We start from the raw sequence: 22,744 nt of genomic DNA on the forward strand, positions 1-22,744 counted from the left end.
ATCACCGGACCCCAGGAGCACCGCATGTCCAGCCTCTTCGACCCCCTAGCAGCAGCCAAGCAGATCATCGCAGACACCGACATCACCGACCCTGACAAGATCGCCGCGGAAGTGCTCAGCCGCACCCCGAAGCACCAGATCAGAGCGGTCTACGCCTCGCTGCTGCGTGGAGTGGCCAAGAATGCTATCGGTCAGCTGAACATGCGCACCAGCACTGCTCACCGAGAAGAACTTCACGCCACCAGCCCAGCAGCTACGCGACGCACCCCGGCGAAGTCCTCCAGGGTGGCCAGCATCCGCTCCAATCACCTCAGCTATTTCGCCCAGCGGGTCCACGCCCAGGGCACTTGGAAGATGCTCGGAGACTGCACCCGGGACGACGTGCTGGACCTCATCGCCCAGCGTCAGGCGAAGGCCGACGCGAACCTCGCCAAGGCTGCAGAGTTCAAAGACCTGCATGAGCGCATGGTCGCCGCCGGTGTCACCCTCGCCAAAGAGCTCGACACCGCAGAGCAGGCGAAAGCCGCCTAACAATCTTCCCCGGGGCCAGGCTTTGATCGGCACCCAAATACTCACCGCCCCGGGGACCCAAGCCGCCGACCGGGCCAATAAACGGCCGACGCCCAGAGAGTTGACGCCCGGTCGGTTCAGAACACGCCCCTCCCGCCAAACCAGAAGCCGTACCCACTGCTCGCCCCGCGGGAGGGGCCTTTACCAGCACTAGGAGGACCCCATGACTGCCGTCGTCGCAGAACCCGCTACTTATCCGGAAGACACGGAAGTTTCCCCATATCAGACCTCCAGCAGGGATGCCACAGGCTTATCGAACACCCATGGTTCAGACGCGCCCCTGCTGGACCCCCTCCTCACTCTGGCGTCCATCACCCTGGACGACCTGGAGCGACTGCGCATCGCCCAAGAGAACCGATATCGCTCCCTGACACAGTCCGGGACTTCAGAGAGCGGCCAGGAGTGGGGCTTCGGTCTGGATGACCGGGACCCGAACGTGGCCGCCGCCGGCGCCATCGTGGACCAGATCAAGGCCATGGAGCACCAGGCCACCCTCCACCTGCAGAAGCTCATGCGTAAACACCCTCTCGGACCCTGGGTGAAAGCCCAGAAGGGCGTGGGGGAGAAACAAGCTGCACGCCTGCTCGGGGTGATCGGCGACCCCTACATCAACTCCGCAACCGGCCATCCCCGCACGGTATCCCAGCTGTGGGCTTACTGCGGACTCCATACGCTGCCCGCCACTGACCAGTACAACGTCGCAGCACGACGGAAGAAGGGTGTGCAGGCCAACTGGAACGACGACGCGAAGAAGCGAGTCTGGCTGATCGCCAACTCCATCCTCAAGGCCGGTGGTCCCTGGCGTGAGGTCTATGACCGCCGTAAAGCCGCCACCGAAGGCCGAGTGCACCAGGCCGAATGCGTGCGCTGCGGCCCCTCCGGCAAGCCCGCCCAGCCCGGCAGCCCCTGGTCCGACGGCCACCGCCACGCTGATGCGCTGCGCATCATGGGCAAAGAGCTGCTCAAAGGACTCTGGCGAGAATCCCGCCGCCTCCACCAGAGCGCGTAACAATCTTCCCCGGGGCCATAAGGCCGGCCAACGCTCATGCTCATACCGCCCCCGGGGACCTCAGCCGCCGACCGGAGCCATAGTAGAGGCAGCACCCACGGCACAGTCGCTCCGGTTGGCTCCATACCTCCCCGAGACCACACGGCACACGGCACAAACTGCGCGTTCACCTCGGGGGACCATTCAGCCGCCCGAGCCATTACCTGGCTAACCCCCATTGATCACGCGCTCGGGCGGCTCATCCACGCGGCCGCAGTACACCCCATGACTGTCAAGACCTTCGGTTCCATTACCCACCACCTGGATCCCGCCAAGAGGATCAACTATTGGACCATCGAGGCTCAGCCAGACGTGATGATGAGGCTCAAACGCATCTTTCCCCGCGTTCAAGCCTCACACATCGGCAGCATCACAATTAAGGACTCTGAGGAGGTCTGCCGAGACCTGGAATGGGTGATCGACCGCTGGCCCATGATCATTAGCGCCGAAGACCTCAGCTATCTGCGGCACGGGGCGCAGGCGCACCGGGAAACAGGGGAGCAGGTCACCCAAATCCTCGCCGGGAAAGCCGCCCACGCCGAGCTTCCCATGAAGCCAGCACGTGAACCCCGGGCCTACCAGAAGATCGCCCACGATATGGTCGAAGCCACTGGCTCCCTCCTGCTGGCCGATGAGCTGGGGCTCGGAAAATCGATGCAGGGGCTTCTACCGCTCTCGGATCCGCAGAACCGGCCCATGCTCGCCGTCGTCCTCAACGGCCTGCAGAAGCAGTGGCTGGGCGAACTGAAGAAGACCTTCCCCGATCTCACCGGGGTGGAGGCCACCAAATCCAAGCCCTACGACCTCTCCGTCGACGGGGTAGAACCCGACCTGATCGTCATGAACTACGCCAAACTGGCCGGATGGGCCGATCACCTGGCCGGCAAAGTGAGCTCCGTGGTCTTCGACGAGGTGCAAGAGCTACGCCGGGACAACTCCCAGAAGCACCACGCCGCCACCCAGGTCGCCCACCATGCACGCAGAGTTATTGGCCTCTCGGCGACTCCGGTATATAACTTCGGCGGTGAAATGTACTCCATCCTCAGCGTCCTCAACCCCGGGGTGGTCGGCGACAGGACCGAGTTCAGCCGCGAGTGGTGCAGCAACCCGCACGGAATGGACCGCAAGACCAGAATCACAGACCCTGCGGCGTTCAGGCGATGGATGACCGACCAAGGCGTGTTCCTACGCCGCACCCGTGAAGAGGTCGGCATCCAGATGCCACCACTGAGCGTCCAGGAATACCCGGTAGATGTCGATGACCAGCGCTGGCAGGAACTCCTGGAAACCTCCGACGTCGCCAAAATCGCGGAGCTGATCCTCAGCGATAACGTCAGCCATCAGGAGAGATGGAGGGCAAGCGGGGACTTCGACTGGAAGATGCGTCACGCCACCGGAGTAGCAAAGGCCCCAGGAGTCGCCGCCGTCGCACGCCTCATCCTGGAATCCGAGGAGAAGATCATCCTCGCAGGATGGCATCGCGAGGTGTGGCGAATCTGGCAGGAAGCACTGGCTGAGTACCACCCAGTGCTCTACACCGGCACCGAGAGCACCGCGGCCAAGCACCGATCGTTCCAGCAGTTCGTCGAAGGTGACTCACGAGTCCTCATGCTCTCCCTGCGCTCGGGTGCAGGTCTGGACGGTTTGCAAGGTGTATGCAACGTCGCACTCTTCGGCGAACTCGACTGGTCCCCAGGAGTCCACAAACAGCTCCTGGGACGCCTGCACCGCCCGGGTCAGACCTCGCCGGTCACCGGCTACTTCTGCGTCAGCGACTACGGCGCGGACCCCATCATGATGGACGCACTCGATGTGAAACGCATCGAATCCGAACTGCTCGTCAATGGCCCCGAAGCAGCCGACGCCGGGACAGAAACCGGAACCACTCCCAACCAGCTACGTAAGCTCGCTCAGACTGTCGCCAAACAGTAACCATCGAGTTCCCACCGCCTGAGGGAGCTGGTTCCTGAGGTGGAGGCGACACAAGAATGCGGCCCCCGGATTGCTCTGAGGGCCGCATTCTTGTGTGTTCGTCAGTGCCGGACGGTGATCTCCGTGGTGGTGTCCCAGGACTCTTTCGTCTCCGGGGTCACGGGGTCGCCGGCGAACCGACCAAAGACCATCAGGTCCACCCGGCGGCGGACTTCCGAATCTTTAGCCCGCTCCTGGTTCGGCCACGGCTTGTGATTTGGCTTGAACCACGTGCCGTCCTTGACATAGCTGGCCTCAGCCAGCTCAGGATTGCGCTCGCGCGCACTGGCGATAATCTGCTCGTCGGTCAACGCCATAGGCGCGCTCCTCAGGTAGGGGTCATCTGCGCATAAGGTATGCGAATCCTACTGCGGCCGCACTACCGGCATGAGCTCCCGGCCACAGTCACCACTATGACGCGCACATGGACTCCACGCATGCAGGTTCGGCAGGAACACCGTGATCGACTGGGCAAATACGCCGAGTACGAAGCTGGTGAATCCACCATCGCCCTGGGCGCAACACCGTTCGCAGGCAGTGCCCGAGGCTACGGACAAACCTCCCTCAACGATGCCTTCTACGACTCCCTGGAGTACGAAGACTTCCAGAAAACCCTCAAGCGCACCGCCGCGAAGTACGGCATCACCATCAACGACCACCAGCGGGCGGTCGATATCGCTGACGACGGTTCAGGCGATGTCTCCGCAGCACCAGCCTCTGCGCTCTCAGTCACCGGTCAGCCCCAGCGCGTGCGCGCCATGATGATTGAACTGAACTCACGGTTCAACCAGTCAGAGATCCTGGAAGTCCGCAAAGGCTACGGCCCCGGCCAGGTCCACACATACTCCCTACCCGAGGATGTGGACCCCAACGAGGTGGCAGCTGACCTCCTCGACGCGGAAGAGGAGAACGCACGCATCACCAGCGACGGACGGCTGGTGATCGCCCACGAAGGAGACGCAGTCGTCAACGCGCGCCTGGCACAGCTGTACGGCCAGCCCTCAGTCCAGGCCGCCACTGTGACCAACTACCGCACCAAGGTGGACTCGGTGCCGCGGTCCAATGCTGGCCCGGGCTACGGACGTGGAGATGTCCCTGGGGCCGGGGGCGACTTCGGAGGGGACGCAGCAGCTGGTGAAGTCATGCGCAAGGCCGCAAAGCAGCTGCACGACGTGGACCTGGACATCAAGTCTGTGCGCGGGAATGGCTATGAGATTCACCCCAACGATGACTACGGCGATCAGGCAGGCGCGCTCGCGCAGCTGGCTACCGAAGCCGACAAGTACGACTACAGCCTGATCACCACCACCGGGGAGAGCTCTGCACAGGAGTTCGCACCCGAGGACCTTGAAGCCGCGGGCTTCACCTCAGGAGGCAACGACGGCTTCGGCCACAACCAGTGGGTCCGCGAACCCGCAGGTTCCACCCCGGCAACTCCGGCACCGCTGAAGCCCCGGACTAAGAAGGAGCGAGTCGAAGCGTTTAGTAAGTCCTGGGCTACGGACATGGGCACCAGCAATGAGCTGACAGCTGCAAACTGGGGCTACTCGCCGCAGAGCGCAGAATACGCCGCCGGCATCGGAGCCCTGCAGGTCTTGCAAGAGAGCTTCAGCAAGCAGGTGGTGGAGCAGGGACTCGACGACCGCAGCAACCTGCCTGCACTGAACGCGCTCTCCCGCACGCACATGCACGTCCCGACGACGACGACGCTGCCCGAGATCCTGAAGGAGCCCGGCACCGCACATTTGCCGAGCGAACTCATCGCTGGTGAAGCCCAGCGACGGGCTGGTGTACGCACGGTGGCAGCGGCACAGGCTGCTGAGTTCAAAGCAGCTCAGGCGGTCCATACCATCTTCAACACTGGCGGCAGCGAAGACCTCCCGGCCCCCGTTGCTGGAGCCGTCCGCGCCGCCGGCGACGTTGCTCAGGATCCCCAGCGAGCCATTGAGCTGGTGGCAACCTACGAGCAGGCTCGTGAGGCTGGCAATGTCCACGAGGCAACCAAGGCTGGCAACGCACTCGGCGGTGCAGTGGTCGGGTTGCGCGCCATCGGCTACACCGACCAGCAGATCGTCAACGATTTCAAAGTGCCAGGCCGCGTCGTCCAAATGGTCTCAGCCAAGGCTGCTGCCATCGATTTCAGTCGACTCAACCCGGCAGCACCCCAGGATGACTACGCACTGGCATCCTCACCGCCGAAGGAGGCACTCTAGGGCGAGTATGGGACCGGAGTTCGCAATCTCTGCTCATAGAGAAGACGGCGAGCCGACCCTCGCAGTGCCAGATATCAACATTTGTCCCACTTATGGGGTACAATCGTTGACATGAGGGATGAGACAGTGGTCAAGCTGGGCGAGCTGGCAGAGGATCGGTGGGGTGTTTTTACAACCGATCAAGCCGAGGAAGTCGGAGTCAAGCGGAAGCATCTGGCTCGCATGGCGACCTCTGGTGCCCTGGAGCGTCTCGACCACGGTGTCTACAGGCTTATTGGAGCACCGCATCATCCTCACGAGGAAGTCCTCACTGCCTGGATGGCCGTCGGCGGCTGGAAGGGAGGAGCTGGTGATGTTCCCGCTGCGGTGGTGGGAGGAGAAGCCGCTGCCAACCTTCATGATGTCGGTGACTTCTACCTAGATGAGATAGATCTCCTAGTGCCTAGGCGGCGACTCACCAGGCGCGAGAACATCCGGCTGCGCACCCGAGTTCTAGACAGCGCAGATGTCACCTTCGTCGACTCAATCGCCACCCTGACTCCGGAACGATGCATCACTGATCTGCTGGATATCTCAACAGACCTCTCCCTCGTAGAAGGTGTAGTGGAGCGATTCCGTTCAAAGGGTGCGCCCCTGCAGTCCGAAAGGCTCGCTAGCCTCCTTGAGCCCCTGGCCCGACGTTACGGATTCACCCCGCAGGACGGCTGGACTTTCGCGGCACATCTGATGAGGACTCATGAGCGAGTATAAGAGCTGGAAGGCCACTCAGGCCGCTATGAAAGAGGTCGCCAGAGCACGGGCGAGCCAGACAGGCGAGGACGTTAATCGGCTCCTCAAGATGGCTCACTTCGACCGTCTACTCGCCAGGGTTTTCACCGATGGAGACGAGTCATGGATGCTGAAAGGCGGCTCATCCATGCTGGCCCGTGTGGCCGATGCCCGTTCCACAAAGGACCTGGACCTTATCAGCACTGGTAGCGACCTGGACGACGCTGAGACAGAACTGCGCAGGCTAGTAGAGAGCGATCTCGGTGACCACGTGCGGATGAGGCTGCTGTCTTCAAAGGACATGTCTCAGGGCGAGAACCAGCCACAAACCCGAGCGCGTCGACTCATGTTTGAGATGCAGGACATTCACACTGGCCGACAGATAGACAAGATTCCGGTGGACCTTGCCGTGGAGCATCCTCCCATCGGAGCACCCGAGATGGTCGAACCATCTCACCGACTTGCCACTGCACGTGAGATTCCTGCTGCTCAGTACCGGCTGTTTCCGCTCTCTGATCAAGTGGCAGACAAGGTGTGCGCCACGATGCAGGAATACGGGGAAGGCAAGAGAAGCTCACGCGCGAAAGACCTCGTGGACCTGGTCGTCATCGCTAAGACTCAGTCACTAGATCTGCAGGAGCTTCAGCGTGCTATTGAGGTAGAGAGGCTGCTGCGCAGAATGCCGCCAATCAAATCACTAGAGGTGCCCCGGCAGTGGGCAGCCCCTTATCGTAAGCTGGCGAAACGAACCCCCGCGTGTCATGGGTTGGAGGACCTGCAAGAAGCAGAGGCGTTCGTCCGTAGGCTCATCGATCCAGCCCTGGAACCCCACCCGAATCCGAGCACGTGGATCCCCAACAACGGCTGGGATGCTGATAGCAATCCAAAGGCTGGCAGAAGAAGCGGTCCAGTAGGGCCACGCGGCCCTCAACCGCGCAAGGGACCAGGTGCCAAGAACCCTGGTCAGTTCGCCTCCCGTGCCCATGGTGAGTCATCTATTAGCCTGGAGCCACCGGTCCGAGAAGAGTAGCGATCTGAGCGCCTCAGGCCGCTTCGCCCGGTGTGCGTGGTGTGCGTGGTGCGGCCGCAGTAGGTCTTATGAAGACCGCACTGCGCCCACGACTGATCGCCTTAGCGCCAGACCATCCACCTGAGAGTCACGCCACACTGGCGTTGTTGCGCATCGGTGATCGCGCCGCCGACCTGGGCCTGGTCACGGCTGGTCTGAATCATCTTCCTCGGCTGATTCTCGCCTGCCCGACTCCGGTCACCTGGCGATTCCTGGCGGTCACCACTCACTTCTTTCAAGACCAGGCGTGGGCATTCTTCACGCCCCTTGAAGCAGTCCCGAGTGACTCTCAAGCTCTAAAGGTCGACTCCGAAATGATCGACAGTCTCCGCCAGCATGACCTGGTGCGCACAGCAGCACACGACGATGAAGCAGTAGGTCGGGTGCTTCAGCACTGGATGAAGCTGGCCCACGAATGGGCTGTGGAGGTCGCCGCATGAGTGCTCAGCCTGTCGAGAGCCACGAGCCGGACCTGGACCGTGGAGTATCCCTCCTGGGGCGTGCTGTCTGGCATGCCACCAATGGAGCCGCCAACGCCCCACGTGAAGCCCAAGGCAAGCTCAGTCTGTGGATCTCCCTCGCACTGGAGTCCAACGGCCAGCTCGTTGGTAAAGCTCCAACTGGGTCCGGCAAGGGCTTGGCCTATCTCACCCCGGCATTCGAGCGCGCCGCGGTGGCAGGCGAACGTACCGTCGTCTCCACCGAGGGTCTCGCTCTACAGCGTCAGCTACTGCTCAAAGATTCTCCCGCCGTCGCTGCAGCGACCAAAGAACTACATGGCAAAGACGTCAAAACCGCCGTGCTTAAAGGCTTCTCCAACTACGTCTGCGCTCGCACAACCCTGGAGTCCGCTCGGATCCTGTTGAACACCGAGGAGTCCCTGCAGAAGGTCATCGACCAGCTCGCGAACATCTCCGCACTAGATTTCAGCCCCGCAACAGTGCGAAGCGTCCAGTCCACACGAGGCACGTTGGCGGCCCTGTTCCATTGGGCGCTCACTGCAACCGGCACCCCCGATGCCGACGAGTGCCCTGTAGAACTCCCTGGCAACGAGTGGGAACTGGTCTCCACAACTTCCAGCAACTGTGCCGGTGAAAAATGCCCCCTGTTCAGCATGTGCTCGCCGTTGAAAGCTCGCGAAGAGTGCGCAGAAGCCAGCATCGTCATCACCAACCATCACATGCTCGCCATCCAGGCCGGCCGTGGCATCCCCGTCGTGATCGACAATATGAACCTGGGCGAGTTCCACCACATCATCATTGACGAAGCCCACTCTCTGCCGTCGCTGGTACGCGACCGTGGCTCGGCCAGCCTGACCTTCGATCGCATCCGCCGCCTGGCTGACCGTTGCGCCGATGTAGCGCCCTACACCCGCACATCCGTCGAGCAGCTGATCAAGGCCGCGCAGTTCGCCTTCACCGACGTGGGGGAGTGGCTGCGAGAGAACAAGGTTGGCGACAGTGAAGAGCTGCGCATCGATGAGCATCCAGACTTCCAGGAGCTCGACCACCTGCTGGCGATCAACGATGCACTGAAGTCCGTGCGCACCCGCATCAGTGAGAACAAGGCCGCCACCGAGGAGGCTCGCCGACTCCTGGAACGCCTGGAATCCCTCAGCGACGACATTGCCACCATCGCCTTCGAAGCCCCTGGAGTAGCCCGGTGGGCAGCATGGAAGATCGTGGAGGTCGACGGTGAGACACAGCGGGCACCCACTGTGGCCGCTTCCCCCGTGGATGTCTCCGGCAAACTGAGGTTCAACCTGTGGACTCGTGCCGGGGAAGGCAGCACCAAGGTCTCCCTGGCTTCCGAACTGGAGGACGCCGACCCGGAAAGTCGCGACGAAATCATGGACATGCTGGACAACCTTGATGACGAGGATGACCCCCGCGAGCCCCTGAGCGTCGTCGCAGTCTCCGCGACCCTCAGCCCGGAATACCCGCGCGAGGCAGGCCTTCGACCGCCAATCCGTGAAGTTCCCTCCCCACTGACTCCCGCCTACGAGAGAAGTGCCGTCTACGTTCCACAGCCACCCAAACACGAACTGCAGAGGATCGGGGTGGAGCGCTACGGGAAGCTGAAACTGGACACCAAGCTGCACGTGGAATGGGCCATCGAACAGATTCTCACCCTCGTGGAAGCCAACCAGGGATCGGCCATGGTCATCGCTGCCACCACCGGTAATGCCCAGCGCTACGCCGAAGCACTGCGCCTGGACGAACGGATCGCTCAGACTGTGCACACCCAGTGGGACCCCAAGGGCCGTGCGGCCGCTGTGGACGCGTGGAAGGCCGACACGTCCTCCATCATCGTGGGCACCAAGTCCCTGATGACCGGGGTGGATGCCCCAGGAGAGACCAACACGCTGGTGATCCTGGACCGCCCGCCGCGATCCCCGCTGAACCCGGTGGATAAGGCCCGTGTGCAGATGCTCATCGACCGTGGAGAAAACAAGTTCTCTGCGGACGCGAAGATCTACGCTGCCGATGCCGCAGTACTCATCGAGCAGACAGTGGGGCGCCTCATCCGGTCCATCAACGACTCCGGCCTGGTGGCAGTGCTGGACCCGCGGCTGAATCCGCGCAGCCCCATGGCATACGGCACGCTCACCCGAACGATCTACAACAAGCCGTTGAAAGAGTACGGAACCCGGATCACCAACCTCGACGCTGCCGTGGACTGGATTAAGGAGCGGGGGGATGCCTGACCCGGATCCAGAGATCAAACCTCTCTGCTGGCATCCCAGAACCCCACCAAGGCCAACACACTGGAACTCACAAGGCGGACACTGCATGACCCAGGAAGCACCGGACCTCACCATGGCGAAGTTCCTCACTTATGCCCGCCATGCACTCGCGAACAACCCGGAAGCCGTGCTCGACATGGAGCGTGTTCACGGACAGAGAGCCTTATCGGCTGGCGGAGCGCAGATCGCAGTGTCCATGCTTCAGGAGTTCAGCACCTGCGCCGAGAAAGCGAAGCTGGCCCGAGTCGCCCTGAGTCTATTCGCCCAAGAGCGGCCCTATCAGAGGGACTACTGGCGATATCTGGAGAAAGCCCTGCAAAGCCCCTCGGCACCGCTAAACGGCACTCCAGCTGAGCTGTCCCTGGCATGGGTCGGGGTCTTCGATTCGCTGTGCGAGTTCATGCACATCGAACCTCTGGAGAAAATCCAGCAGCTACGCGAGCGATATAGCACCGATCTCTAGACGCACATGGGATCCTCCGGTGTGGATGAAGACAGCCAAGACCCAAGCAACCCAGACAGCACCCAGCAGCGCCTGGCCGCGATTAGAGCCGGTGAGACCCACACCGGGGTCTTACCGCGCACCGCGGTCCTAGCTGTGCTGGCTGCTATTGCCAGCATCATCGCCCTGGTAGCCAGCGGCATCTTCATTGCCAAGTCCCTCCCGGGGCAAGCACCGCCACCGCAGCCCAGCGAGACTATTACCTCCCGGTCAGCTCCCCTGCCGACGGAGACATTCAGTGTCCCCAACCCCGAACCATCACCGGCACCCCCGGCACCACAAATCAGCGGCGACGCTGTGATCATCTCAGGCCACACCATCCCGCTCCAGACCATCGGGGCCACAGGAGGCCACTTGCAAATCCCCGAACACGACGCTGGCCTCTACGAAGACCAGGCTCAACCAGGAGCGGAACGCGGCGCTGCCCTCATCGCAGCCCACGTCGATACCGCAGACGGCGGACAAGGACCTTTCTGGCCCATCCACCGACTCACCCCGGGGGAGACCATCATTGTGCTCCACCAGGAACAAGAGCACCACTACATCGTCACCGAACTCTCCGTGCACGAACAGACCCAGCTGCCCCCAGAACTCTTCGACCACGCTGGAGACCACGTCCTGCACCTGATGACATGCGCCGGAGCCGCCACCGACACCGACGGACCCTGGCGCTACGAGGACAACCTCATCGCCACCGCAGTCCCAGCACCCTAACCCCGGCCACAGTCACCACCATGACCAAAACAGGCGGCGGACGCGGCACCAACCAGCACAGGATCAAAGGCACCTCCCAGGCGAAGAAAACCACCGGCACCCCAGGCGAGTCCACGGTGGAGCTCGGCGGACCTCTTCCTTACGACCACCCCGATGCGTTTGGACCCCTGGGCCGACTCAGCACGGAGGAATCGGAGGCCTATGAGGCATGGCGCAAGGAATACGGCAAGGGTGATGAGACCCTCGCGGGTCCGGCGCTAGACAGGGACATCGACGACTTCCAGAAGGCCTATCTCGGCGCAGACGACGGTATCGGCGGAGAAGTGCTGATGGAGACCGCCCGCAACATCGGCATGGATACTGAGAATTTGGGCGGTGCCGACATTCTCAACTACATCGGCGAGATGGCCTCCACAGGTCACATCGAGAGCATCTACGACGAAGAGACAGGCGAAACCCACTACTTCAAGGGTCGGGCCATGCTCGAAGCCGAAGAGCGGGCCACCGATGGAGCCTTCAGCGGCGAACTGAGCGGCGAATGGCCGAACAGCGGTGATCGGGTGACCGTCACTCGCGCAGACGGCAGCACCATGACGGGGCACGTGGAGATGCGCGGCACGCGTATGGTCGCCACATCAGAAGGAACCAGTGAGGACATCTACATCTCGGTCACCTCTGAGACTGGCGAGTACTCTCGGGTCACCGGTGCCGAAATGAGGCGCGGAGACGTTCAAGTGCGTGTTGCCGAGTCCACCCCCAACACCGGGCCGCTGCTAAGCCCGGCTAAACGTGAGCCTGCCCCCGGGTACCGCCACATGGACCTCACGAAGCACCAGCAGAGTTTCGATGATCGACGCAGGCGCGGCCCGAAGAAAGTCCATGAGAACCTGGCGAAGTCAGCCTCAATGTCGGCAGCGGCGATCCGGCAAGACGCTGTCGAGATTGCGGACCCGTACCATGCGCAGCGCACTATTCGATCCATGGCGACCCAGCACGCTGTCTCCTGCATGAAAGCCACAGGCGACTACGGCATGATCCGCGAGGCTGGCGACACCGGCCACGAAGGCCCGGTCTTCGACCATTGGCGCGCCCACTCCAACGACGTGACCAACGCCGTGAACTCTGGTCCGGTCCTCAGCCCCACACTGGAGGGCTGGAGCAAGAAGCTCACCTCTGAGCAGATTCAGAAGATCAAGGGCACTCCACAGTACAAGGTGGCTGAGGCTGCCAGTGTCGAACGTGCCCTGGAGAACGCTCCAGTGGGCGCGGAGTACCGCGGAGACCCTGACTTCGCCAACCAGGGCCGCACCGCCGCCAGGAACTACAACCGCCGGGCGCGGGAAGAATGGAGTGCCGACTTCGCACACCCCAGCTCAGAGGAATCCATCTTCCCCGATGCATCGGAGAACATCTTCAAGGCCTCAGAGTCAGGCAAGTCCGGCAGGCACCGGCTCTGTGGAGTGGTAGAGGACGCGCTCACCCCTGCCCAGCGCGCTCAGCATGAGGAGAACCTCGCTAAGGCTGATCTCGGTATTAACGCCGGCGAGAACTGGAAGGAGTACTCCGCCGCGCGTCAACGATGGGAGCGCTGCGCCATCCCCGCCATCGGCGACATAGAGTAAGTCATATGAGCAAGACCGGCGGCGGGCGCGGCACCAACCAGCACCGCATCAAAGGCACATCTCAGACGAAGAGGGCGAGCAGCACCATGGGAGAGTCCAGTGTGGAGTTGAGCGCCCCTGAACCCGAAGGGCCTCAGAAGGATGGTGACGACACGCTTCGTCGCGCCGCCGCAATGGCGAAGATCCTCTCAATAATCGGAGACGACGACACCCAGAAGAACATCGGTGGCGAATTTGTCGAGCTTTCCATCCAGGTCAAGGACAATGCCAACCGCCGGCGACGACAACAGACCGGCGGCACCTGTCCAGACGTGGCGACCCACTCTGGAACTTAACCCCGGCCACAGTCACCACCATGAGCAAAACAGGCGGCGGACGCGGCACCAACCAGCACAAGATCAAGGGCACCTCCCAGGCGAAGAAGACTACCGGCACAGCGGGTGAATCCACTGTGGAGCTAGTGGGCAGCGGCCCGGCGCCCATCTCTACTCACGACATCGCCCAGGAGATTGCAGACTCCCTAGGCTCAGACTGGATCTCTCGACCTGACGCTGATCCCTATGTGGACGATCCGGACACTCAAGCAGAGACCTACATCATCGAACGCGAGGATGCGAACATTCCGAGGTTTGAGGTTACCGCTGGCGCCACCGGCACAGTAACCGTACGATCCCAGGATGTCGGCTACTACGAGTATGGCGAGGTCTCGCCCCACGACGATATGGACCTGGCCGGCCAGCAAGCGGCAGAGCGGTTCATTAAAGAGAAGATCACCCAGCAAGTGGCTAACTCTGCACTTGAGGCATCCGAGTCTGATGCCGAGGCCCCGATGGGGGACTTCGCCATTGACGACTTCGCACGTGCCGAAGGCCCCGTTGTCGGCGGCATCGGGCGGGACTTCAAGCGCAACACTCCGCTCTCAGAGGTCGTTCCGGAAGAACTGATCAGCGGCGACACCGACGCAGCAGCCATCTACTCCGCCAAGCAGCACTACTACACCGGCGAGGGCCTGCCTGCCCAGGTCGAGGTCCATCATGCGGTGACCGGATCAGAGGCCACCGGCTACCACGGCACCGCCTACTACCGAGTGTGGCGCGACGATGAGACCTTGCAGTCCGGCAGCTACGAGTTCGCCTCCCCGGATGAGGTCGAAGATCGCGCCCACGCGATCGAGCAGGCCCGCGACCAATCCAACCGCCTGCTGGACTCAGGCAACCTCGCCTTCATTGGTGCCAGTGGATACCCAGATGACAAGAGCACCTTCACCACAATCGCTAAAGCGAACACACTCTCCCAGGACGGGCGACGCATTAACGCCCAACCCGCCGCGGAGTTCACCCCGATTATCGGTGCCGACTGGCGCGACATCCAGCGAGTAGAGGACGACGCAGCAACCTCTCCATGGTCCAAGAACTTCAACGGTGGGGCAGACGACTACGGCTTCGGCGAAACGACAGCAGAGACCTCACAGCGTCGATACGACACGCACGCCGACGCCGTCCAGCGGGAGATCCTCGAAGTTCTCGGCGACGAGGCTGACAACCACGACCTGGATGCCATCGCGGAGAGGATCATCACCCGGGATGAGTCCGGCAGCTTCGCCGTCGCTGAAGACCCCGAGACGTTCTGGAGCGTCGTCGCAGCAAATCAGAAGCAGGGAAGCACAGGACAAGACTCTAGCCAGCCCGGAAACCTTCAACAGGCCTACGCCCGCCAGGCGGCGCTGTACGCCAGTATCCATGAACGCTCTGGATACGCGACTGAAAGTGGACGCGGCTGATCGCTTAGTCCGTGGCTGACGTGGTCCCCGGCCACAGTCACCACTATGAGCAAAACAGGCGGCGGACGCGGCACCAATCAGCACAAGATCAAAGGCACCTCTCAGGCGAAGAAGGCCACTGGCACATCGGGGGAGTCCAGTATTAGCCTGTCCGCCCCTGCTAAGGACAGCATCAGCGCCGAAAGGGTCGCTGGTGCGCTCGCTGAGCGCTTCGGAGACGTGCCGGTCAGACGCGACGGCGTGCACAGTACCCCGGAGACCGACTACATCGGCATCGGTGAGTACGACGGCCACTACCCAGTGACTGTGGACGTCCACAAGGACCGGGTAGAGATCTGGCAGCACGACAAGGGCTGGGAGGACGGCGACCTGGGAAGCCGCCCCTTCCATGAAGAGCAGCTGCGCGACGATGTCAGCCTGGAGGACGCTGTCGATATGGCAGTGCTGGCCTGGCGCTACCACCCCAAGCACAAAGGCACCCCTGCAGAAAAGGCCGGCACCCTGGCCCACGAGATCACGACCCCCACAGCACCGGCACTGAGCGACTCCGAACGCGAGCATCTCGCCTCCGACTCTGCCCTGCGGAACTCCTGGCACGATGAGCAGGAGGAGGCACTCTGGTACGAGGTCGGCGGCTATCTTGGAAACGCCGCCGAGGCTGAGCAGGAATGGGCGAGCGTTCCCGAGCGCGAGCACTCCAACGTTCGCGAGATGGCGAACGAACACAACGGCCATATTGCCGCCAGCATCGCCTTCGACGCTCCACCCAATGCCACCATCGTGGAGATTGATGCCGACAGCAGGAAGATCAGCGCCTACTACGACCGCGACGGCAACACGATCGAGCACACCCCCGACCGCAAGACCATCGGGACATTCGCTGTCCCCAACGCGGGCATCGACCACTTCCCAAAGGATGTCACCTGCACACCCGAGCTACCCGGCGGCGCCAAGTCAGAGAATGCCCGTTTCATCAACCTCAACGCCGCCCGTGACCTCAGCGACAGGCTCATGAAGGAGCGTCGCGACTTCGGTGCGGAGGTTCCTCCGGCACGCAGCGCAGAGACCCGCAGCCTGCAGAGGCGCGCCACCCATCGCCCGTTCCGCTCCGAGGAGATTGTCGAATCCCGCAGCGTCACCGACAGCGAAACTGGCGAGCGGGTCACCGTGAGCGTCGAGGCGGACGACGATGGCTTCTATGTCCACGAGGAGCGCAACGGCCAAAAAGTCGGCGGCGACTCCGTCTGGTACGAGGACATCGACGACGCGTACGACGCGATGGACTCCATCGCAGAGGAAGCGTCCTAGCTCATCGTTGAGCCCCGGCCACAGTCACCACCATGAGCAAAACAGGCGGCGGACGCGGCACCAACCAGCACAAGATCAAAGGCACCTCCCAGGCGAAGAAGACCACCGGCACCACTGGCGAGTCTCAGGTCTCACTGGGGGTTTCCGAGGACTTCAAGCCGCTCTGCGGGCATTCCAGGAGCACAGCGATGCTGCCTCCGGAATCGACCGGTGAGTATCTTCATGAGGACGTGGAGTACTTCCTCAAGGACCGTCTGGGTGTGGACCCGCAGACAGTCAATATCGAGGGCTTCACTGACGAACTCTACGAGACCAAGCATACGGATCTCGGCATACGCTACGACATCCGGAATCAGTTCCATGAACGCGATGCGCTGGAGTCCGCGATCGCTAAGCATCGCACCACGGACAACCCGAGGCTGACTCTCCAACCGGCGCAGCGCCGCAGACTGGACGATGACAGTGCGGAGAAAGGTCGGTGGCACTACTCCGAAGAGGCACTGTGCGCCCAAGACCTGGTGCGCCACCTGGGAGACATCTCCGCGGCCAATCAGCAGTACCAGAAGCTCACGGACGAAGACGAAAAGCGGTTCGTTGCGTCCACGGCCAGGCATCACAACGCCCATGTGGCAGCCAGGATCGGACACGAAGCCCCCATTAACGCCGTCGTCGCGGAGGTCTCCACCGAGAAAGGGAAAGTTGCTGCGTTCTACAACCGCGACGGCAAGCACATTGACAATGAGGTTTCGGATATGTGGGCTGACACGGTCAGCATCCCCGAGGCGGGCGTGGACCGCCTCCCTGAGCACGTCCTGTGCCAACCATCGGGGATCGAAGGCGAGGCAGACTCGAAGTTCATCGACCTCAACGCTGCCCGTGAGCTCAGCGACACCCTGCTCACCGAGCGCCGCGCTGGTGGGGCGGATGCCCCGGAGCCGCGAAGTGACGAGGTCAGATGGCTGCAGCTGCGCTCCGCAGCGTCCATATCGGTGCCGGTGAATACAGGCTGATCGTTGGTGCGGCCGCAATGAGGAGTGAGCAAACGCTCGCACCAACGGACCATCCGATGGTGACAACACTCAGATATGAGAAAAGGAACTGATATGACTACTGTCATCACCGGCAACATTGCCGCCAAGAAAGACCAGCCCGCAGTTCGCCTCTTCAATGAGGGCAAAGATGACGTCTTCGGTGTTTTCACCGTCGCTCACGATATTCGTCGTCGCAATGACGACGGTGACTGGGAGACTGTGAAAACTGAGTACTTTGAAGTTACCGCCGACCGCCGTGCTGGTATCGAGAACTTCGCAGCCGACTGCGAGGCCTACCGTGACCAGCACGGGAAGAACCCCACTGTCATTGCTGCAGTGACTGTGGGCACCCGGGACCAGGTGATCATCACCAATAACGATGAGGAGCTGGAGAAGCAGATCCCCGCTCTCCGGGCAGCCGAACTCGGACTCTCCACCCGCTTCGGAGTCCTCTCTGAGGGTTCCAGTGGCGGATCCAAGCGTCCTAAGCGTCGTCGTGGTCGTGATGAGGACGAGAAGTTCGAGGACCAGGACGAGCAGGACAACGATGATGAGCAGGAAGACGAGGAGGCTGCACGACCTCGCCGTGCCGGTAGCCGCTCGGGCACTCGCTCGGCAGGACGCAGCACCACCTCCCGCTCCACATCCAGCCGATCCGGGTCCAGCACGTCCCGCCCGACTCGCTCCCGGCCCACCCGCCGCGCGGCCTAATCACAGCCCGCATTAGAGCAAAGAACCCCTGCATCTTCGAGTGCGGGGGTTCTTTCGTCTGCTCGTGCACATGGGAGAAGGCAACGGACCCAGAACGTCCGTTCAATCCGCCGTGCCAGCTCACACAGGCACCCCGTGAAAGGTTTAGCTTTGACCACAACCGCATCGACGAAGAGCACCTCCCGGAAGAAGAAGGCTGCCGTAATCGGCCTGGCCTCAGCACTCGGTATTGGCTCACTGCTCACCCTGGCATTTTGGCAGGACTCCGAGTCCGTAGGTGCTGAGTTTTCTGGTGGTGCCTTCGACCTGCAGATCGCCACCACACAGTCACCAGACGGTGAATGGAACTGGCGCAGCGACAATAGCTCGCGTGCAGAGCTGTCCATGTCTTCCCTGCATACCGACGCAGTGACCTGGGCACCTGGCGATGTTCGCACCGTGGACTTCGCTCTGGCTCTCTCGGAGGAAACCACCCATGACTCCGCTATTCGCATCAACCTGGACACTGAGGGTGAGGGCGACCTCTCCTACTACTCCTACACCGTCCTCGCCGAAGAGGGTGACATCGTACTGGACTCCGATCTTTCCGAGGACGGCCCAATCACCTTCAATGACTTCGAGAACCTCGATGTTGATGAGGTCCGGGAGTTCACCCTGCAGGTGAAGAAGCTGCACGAGGTTGAGGTCAACGGAGTTGCCGTACCGGCCCCGCAGGGACTGGACGCCGAAGCCACCTGGACCTTCGAGGCGACTCAGCAGATCGCCACCGACTAGGCGCAGCCGGTCGCAGTGCGGCCGCAATAGCCCTGGAGCGCCCCGGCCAACCGCCATAATCCCCGGGCCGAGGCTCCCTCACCGACGGACACCGTGTCCGCCCGGGGCGCTCCACCCCTAAAATGAACCAACGCACCGGAGAGACATTGAAGACGCTCAGACGAATCGCCCAAATCTTGGTTCACACGCTGCTGTGGTCGATGGCTTTCCTTGGAGCCACCTCAGTGGTGATGGCGATTCTGGCTCACAGCATGGGCATCTCTCTGATCCTCTTCCGCACCGGCTCAATGGAGCCCAGCATTCCTGCTGGCTCAATGACGATCACCACTGAGGTGGATGCCGAACAAATCAACGTCGGTGATGTCCTCACTGTCCAGACCCCCGACATGAACATGCCGGTGACTCACCGCGTCATAGCGGTCAACGATCCCGAGACAGTACGCGATCTTCTCCATCAGGGTCACACATACTGGACCACCGATGGTGAACGAGACTGGCAGCATAAGCTCACTTTTGGCACTACCGGCACTGACAGTAGAGCTGATGTTGAACGTGAGCTGACTGTCGAGGACGTGAAGGCCGGGCATGTCGCAGTTGTCGAGATGCAAGGTGATGCCAATGACTCGCCGGACTCTCGCCCTTACGTCGTGAGCACCGCCCAGGCAACGATGGCTCACATTCCTGGGATCGCTCCCTTCGTAGCACAGCTGTCCAACCCTCGCGTTCTCATGCTTATCGCGATCGTCGCGTCTCTCCTGGTGGCCTGGGCATTCTGGCCGCGAACGGAGGGCTCTGAGCGCAAGCCGCCAGAACAAGTGAACCCCGCCACGGAGGATGCACGTGCGTAACATCTTTGCCGCCCTGCTGATCATTCCGCTCCTGGCGGCACCTAGCGCGCAGACGCCGCTTAGCACAGAGGTCATTGAGAATGACAATGTTCGTGTCGTCTCGACCACCTCGCCAGAGCTGTTCAGCAACCTCAACCCCTCCATGACAGCGGAATGGGATATATCCGTGGAGACCTTCGGCGTGGTGGGCCGGGTGGACCTGGGCGTTGAGTTCGACGGTGACAAACCATTGGATATCGCCATGGCTCTATGCCCGGGCGACTTCCCCGCTGCGCCCAATGCCTCTCCGGCGAGGATCCAGGATGCCGAAAAGACAGCAGTTTCATCGTGCTCCGATGGTGTCTATGTCCCCGTAGCTAGCCATGTTCAGCATCAGCAAAACACGCACTTGAGTTTTGACCCGACAAGTGGACCACACACCCTGCGACTCTGGGTGACCCCAGGCGCGGATGCTCATCAGGGGCAGACCACTCGTGCCACAGTCCACATCGAGGGCACTGGAGATGCGATAGCGGTCGTCCCACCGAGCCAACCGGCCTCGCCGGAGGATGCACCGGCACCAACACCCCGATCCAGCGGCACAGTTCACGCCCCATCAGGTTCGGCAGACGCCCGCTCGGCGAGCCCATCAGGCCCAGGAACCACACCTGAGGGCGACAACTCCCCAGTCGCCGCGCCTACGGACAATATTCCGCCCACCGGTGCCACGACCCTTGTGCTGGCCGGCCTCGCGCTGATTCTGATCCTCTTAGGTGTCGCCGCAGTCTCACGCGCCCGGCGCGCAAAGCGAACGCGTGCCACCTAGGACTATTCAACCAGCCCCGGCCACAGGTAACACCATGAGTAAAACTGGCGGCGGACGCGGCACCAACCAGCACAAGATTCGCGGTGCCTCACAAGCAAAAAGCGCATCCACCACCGCCGGTGAATCCGTCATCAGTCTGGACCCGGGAATCTCGGAGACCCCCGACTTGTGGGGGATCACCGAGGATATGACTCTAAGCACGCCAGAGACCTCCATTAACCACTCAGCAGCCGAGTACCATTCCTTCGTTGATTCCGTCGCCGTCGACATCAACGCTGCCCTGAGCTGGCAGCATCGTCGGTACCAGCAGGGGGAGCACGAAGAACTCTATGCGGCTAAGCAGCGGATCATCGATAAATTCGGAGGTGAGGATCGGGCAATTGTCGCCGTAGGGGAGCGAGTCGCAGCACGAGCCGAGGAACTAGCCGGCATGACCTCAGAGCAGGCCCGGCAGCGTCATGCGGAACGACTTCGTCAGGCTCAGGCTGCCGCGGATCAGGCCGACCAACTGGTGAAATCCCGCGAAGAGTGCGGAGGGAACGTGAGACTTCACCAACTCAGTCGCGAGAACGGGGAGTGGGAGTACGCCCACAAGCTCATGGCAATCGAGTTCCAGGCCGAGAACGGGGATTCGAAGTCCATCGCGCTACTGAAGGACACCGGGGCTTTATTGGATGAGCTTGGTACACCACCTTCTCTGGCGGCAGTTGAGTATGTCAGTCAGGAAGTGGAGCGGTACCAGAACCGTAAGGCTCAACGCCACGTGAACCTCATCCAGGCTGGGGTGGACGATGAATCCCGCGAGGACCTGGCGAAACTGGCGGCAGGGTATCGAGAAGCCGTAGCCGAAGTACGCGAAACCGGGGGAGACCTCACCTTCCATGAGCGATCCCAACCGAAAGCCGTCGCGGCCCTCCAGGATGCAGCTCAGATCTTCCCCGCCGACTGGGTGAAAGCCTCCAACGAGCGGATCGGAACGAGCCAACAGCGCGTGACCACCATAGGGACCATGAACACCTTCCGCAACAGTGCGCCCGTTGCCAAGTTCTGGCCCAAGAAGCGGGTTCACTACAACGACCTGAAGCGTCACGAGGTGAAGAAGAAGCGTCCACTGTCAACACTCATCCAAGGGGATATCACTCGCACGCTATACGACCCGAAATCCGGACGCTCCACGAGTCCCTATGTGGAATATCGTCCACTTCCAGATACGCCCATCACTGTCGAGGACTGGCCGGAACTGAACTCCACTCAGATCGACGAGCATAATTCTGAGGTTGCATCACTGGGCAGGCGAGTGCGCCCGGCGTACGTGGAGGTGTCCTACGAACGTGACTACAGTTACCGCAACCACGACGAACGTCCACGCGGTACTGGGTGGGAATGGTGGACTGATCCTACTGGTGAGGCAGATCCGGGGTGGCGCCGCAAGGAGCACCGTATGTCTCGTGAAGAGATTCACATTGCCCCAGAGATCGCAGTCACTGCGGAGGATGGGCTGCCCGGAGTCGCGCCCACACTGCGCAGTGCGGCCCATGAGCTCACTCACCGCATGGAGTACTCGGTCCCCGGACTCTCCCAGGCTGAAAGAGCGTTCTATCAGCGCAGAACCGAGGACCACGAACTGTCCCGGATTCCAGGCTTGCAGGGCGAGTACTACCGTGACGGAGGATTCCCTTCCGCATACATGGGCAAGGACTACTCGGTAAAACGCGTAGACAACCAGGCCTTCGAACTTATGAGTTGCGGCATGGAAGCGCTCTACGGGGGCGGATACGGCGGGCTTGTCGGAGTAGGCCGGCACCGCGCAGATGAAGAGTATCGCGCCTTCGTGCTGGGCACGCTGGCCACAGTGGGACGAACCGGACCAGGAGGACTCTGATGGTCAGTATTACCGCGGCCACCTCACTCAACGGCATCCGAGTCAACACCTTCGACGGGCGTGCCGCTTGGTGTGATGGGCAGAGGCTACTAGGAGACAAGGACATTGTTCGTGCGGCGTACGCGGCCATCATCAACGGCAGCATCATCCCAGTCAGTGGAGAACATTATGCTGCTGGTCTCTCTCCAGAAGGTGTTGCTGCCGCCCTGCACGCATGGGACCCAGCTTCCACCATCATGGTGCAAGGGCCGTCAATGCCCACCTCCTGCGGGGAACTGACCCTGGAAATGTCTGATGCTGACTTCGCGGTAAGCCCGGGGTGAGCTCAGCGCGCAGGAGCGGGCCGCCATGGATCTGCTGGAGCAATTCGATGACTAGGACA

22 protein-coding genes are annotated in these 22,744 nt (G+C 61.8%); 21 read left to right on the forward strand and 1 reads right to left on the reverse strand.

Annotation, left to right across the window (positions count from 1 at the left end):
* The first annotated feature begins 24 nt into the window (after positions 1-24).
* The 3 genes from ABEA23_RS10670 to ABEA23_RS10680 all read left to right on the forward strand — a co-directional run bounded on the left by ABEA23_RS10670 (position 25) and on the right by ABEA23_RS10680 (position 3,550).
* Positions 25-531 carry a hypothetical protein gene (locus tag ABEA23_RS10670; protein WP_345477990.1) on the forward strand — a complete coding sequence of 169 codons (507 nt, stop codon included), beginning with the start codon at positions 25-27 and terminating at the stop codon, positions 529-531.
* 202 nt (positions 532-733) lie between these two features.
* Entirely contained in the window at positions 734-1,579 is an 846-nt protein-coding gene (gene tas, locus ABEA23_RS10675) for a TIGR-Tas system RNA-guided endonuclease (protein WP_345477991.1), read from the forward strand.
* Between the two features lie 264 nt (positions 1,580-1,843).
* Positions 1,844-3,550 carry an SNF2-related protein gene (locus ABEA23_RS10680; RefSeq protein WP_345477992.1) on the forward strand — a complete coding sequence of 569 codons (1,707 nt, stop codon included), beginning with the start codon at positions 1,844-1,846 and terminating at the stop codon, positions 3,548-3,550.
* A gap of 101 nt (positions 3,551-3,651) precedes the next feature.
* Here ABEA23_RS10680 and ABEA23_RS10685 read toward each other — a convergent pair whose 3' ends face one another.
* The gene (locus ABEA23_RS10685; RefSeq protein WP_345477993.1) at positions 3,652-3,906 is read right to left on the reverse strand and encodes a hypothetical protein; all 255 of its coding nucleotides are present in this window, start codon (positions 3,904-3,906) and stop codon (positions 3,652-3,654) included.
* A gap of 96 nt (positions 3,907-4,002) precedes the next feature.
* Here ABEA23_RS10685 and ABEA23_RS10690 point away from each other — a divergent pair, with 96 nt between their 5' ends.
* From ABEA23_RS10690 to ABEA23_RS10775, 18 genes are all read left to right on the forward strand, one after another.
* Positions 4,003-5,802, forward strand: coding sequence for a hypothetical protein (locus ABEA23_RS10690; RefSeq protein ID WP_345477994.1), 1,800 nt, complete (start codon positions 4,003-4,005; stop codon positions 5,800-5,802).
* 111 nt (positions 5,803-5,913) lie between these two features.
* On the forward strand, positions 5,914-6,552 hold the full coding sequence (locus tag ABEA23_RS10695) for a type IV toxin-antitoxin system AbiEi family antitoxin domain-containing protein (RefSeq protein WP_345477995.1): 639 nt from the start codon (positions 5,914-5,916) through the stop codon (positions 6,550-6,552).
* Positions 6,539-7,600, forward strand: coding sequence for a nucleotidyl transferase AbiEii/AbiGii toxin family protein (locus tag ABEA23_RS10700; protein ID WP_345477996.1), 1,062 nt, complete (start codon positions 6,539-6,541; stop codon positions 7,598-7,600). The genes ABEA23_RS10695 and ABEA23_RS10700 overlap by 14 nt, the downstream gene beginning before the upstream one ends.
* A gap of 68 nt (positions 7,601-7,668) precedes the next feature.
* Positions 7,669-8,079: a hypothetical protein gene (locus tag ABEA23_RS10705; RefSeq protein WP_345477997.1), complete on the forward strand. Its 411-nt coding sequence runs from the start codon at positions 7,669-7,671 to the stop codon at positions 8,077-8,079.
* Entirely contained in the window at positions 8,076-10,346 is a 2,271-nt protein-coding gene (locus tag ABEA23_RS10710) for an ATP-dependent DNA helicase (RefSeq protein WP_345477998.1), read from the forward strand. The genes ABEA23_RS10705 and ABEA23_RS10710 overlap by 4 nt, the downstream gene beginning before the upstream one ends.
* 85 nt (positions 10,347-10,431) lie before the next feature.
* Positions 10,432-10,848: a hypothetical protein gene (locus tag ABEA23_RS10715; protein ID WP_345477999.1), complete on the forward strand. Its 417-nt coding sequence runs from the start codon at positions 10,432-10,434 to the stop codon at positions 10,846-10,848.
* A gap of 21 nt (positions 10,849-10,869) precedes the next feature.
* On the forward strand, positions 10,870-11,601 hold the full coding sequence (locus tag ABEA23_RS10720; protein ID WP_345478001.1) for a class F sortase: 732 nt from the start codon (positions 10,870-10,872) through the stop codon (positions 11,599-11,601).
* A gap of 20 nt (positions 11,602-11,621) precedes the next feature.
* Entirely contained in the window at positions 11,622-13,223 is a 1,602-nt protein-coding gene (locus ABEA23_RS10725; protein WP_345478002.1) for a hypothetical protein, read from the forward strand.
* A gap of 5 nt (positions 13,224-13,228) precedes the next feature.
* Entirely contained in the window at positions 13,229-13,558 is a 330-nt protein-coding gene (locus ABEA23_RS10730; RefSeq protein WP_345478003.1) for a hypothetical protein, read from the forward strand.
* A 20-nt stretch (positions 13,559-13,578) separates the two neighbouring features.
* On the forward strand, positions 13,579-15,003 hold the full coding sequence (locus ABEA23_RS10735) for a hypothetical protein (RefSeq protein WP_345478004.1): 1,425 nt from the start codon (positions 13,579-13,581) through the stop codon (positions 15,001-15,003).
* Positions 15,004-15,048: 45 nt separating this feature from the next.
* The gene (locus tag ABEA23_RS10740; RefSeq protein WP_345478005.1) at positions 15,049-16,311 is read left to right on the forward strand and encodes a hypothetical protein; all 1,263 of its coding nucleotides are present in this window, start codon (positions 15,049-15,051) and stop codon (positions 16,309-16,311) included.
* A gap of 32 nt (positions 16,312-16,343) precedes the next feature.
* Positions 16,344-17,321: a hypothetical protein gene (locus ABEA23_RS10745; RefSeq protein WP_345478006.1), complete on the forward strand. Its 978-nt coding sequence runs from the start codon at positions 16,344-16,346 to the stop codon at positions 17,319-17,321.
* Positions 17,322-17,414: 93 nt separating this feature from the next.
* Positions 17,415-18,053: a hypothetical protein gene (locus ABEA23_RS10750; RefSeq protein ID WP_345478007.1), complete on the forward strand. Its 639-nt coding sequence runs from the start codon at positions 17,415-17,417 to the stop codon at positions 18,051-18,053.
* Positions 18,054-18,203: 150 nt separating this feature from the next.
* A complete protein-coding gene (locus ABEA23_RS10755) occupies positions 18,204-18,827 on the forward strand; it encodes a hypothetical protein (RefSeq protein ID WP_345478008.1) in 624 nt (207 codons plus the stop codon).
* A gap of 200 nt (positions 18,828-19,027) precedes the next feature.
* Complete coding sequence (locus ABEA23_RS10760) at positions 19,028-19,675, forward strand: S26 family signal peptidase (protein WP_345478009.1); 648 nt, start codon at positions 19,028-19,030, stop codon at positions 19,673-19,675.
* The gene (locus tag ABEA23_RS10765; protein ID WP_345478010.1) at positions 19,668-20,480 is read left to right on the forward strand and encodes a hypothetical protein; all 813 of its coding nucleotides are present in this window, start codon (positions 19,668-19,670) and stop codon (positions 20,478-20,480) included. The genes ABEA23_RS10760 and ABEA23_RS10765 overlap by 8 nt, the downstream gene beginning before the upstream one ends.
* Before the next feature lie 34 nt (positions 20,481-20,514).
* The gene (locus tag ABEA23_RS10770) at positions 20,515-22,362 is read left to right on the forward strand and encodes a hypothetical protein (protein ID WP_345478011.1); all 1,848 of its coding nucleotides are present in this window, start codon (positions 20,515-20,517) and stop codon (positions 22,360-22,362) included.
* Complete coding sequence (locus ABEA23_RS10775; RefSeq protein ID WP_345478012.1) at positions 22,362-22,685, forward strand: hypothetical protein; 324 nt, start codon at positions 22,362-22,364, stop codon at positions 22,683-22,685. Before ABEA23_RS10770 ends, ABEA23_RS10775 begins: the two co-directional genes overlap by 1 nt.
* Positions 22,686-22,744 lie beyond the last annotated feature (59 nt).

The organism is Nesterenkonia rhizosphaerae (assembly GCF_039544555.1).
In the GTDB taxonomy this organism is placed as follows: Bacteria; Actinomycetota; Actinomycetes; order Actinomycetales; family Micrococcaceae; genus Nesterenkonia; species Nesterenkonia rhizosphaerae.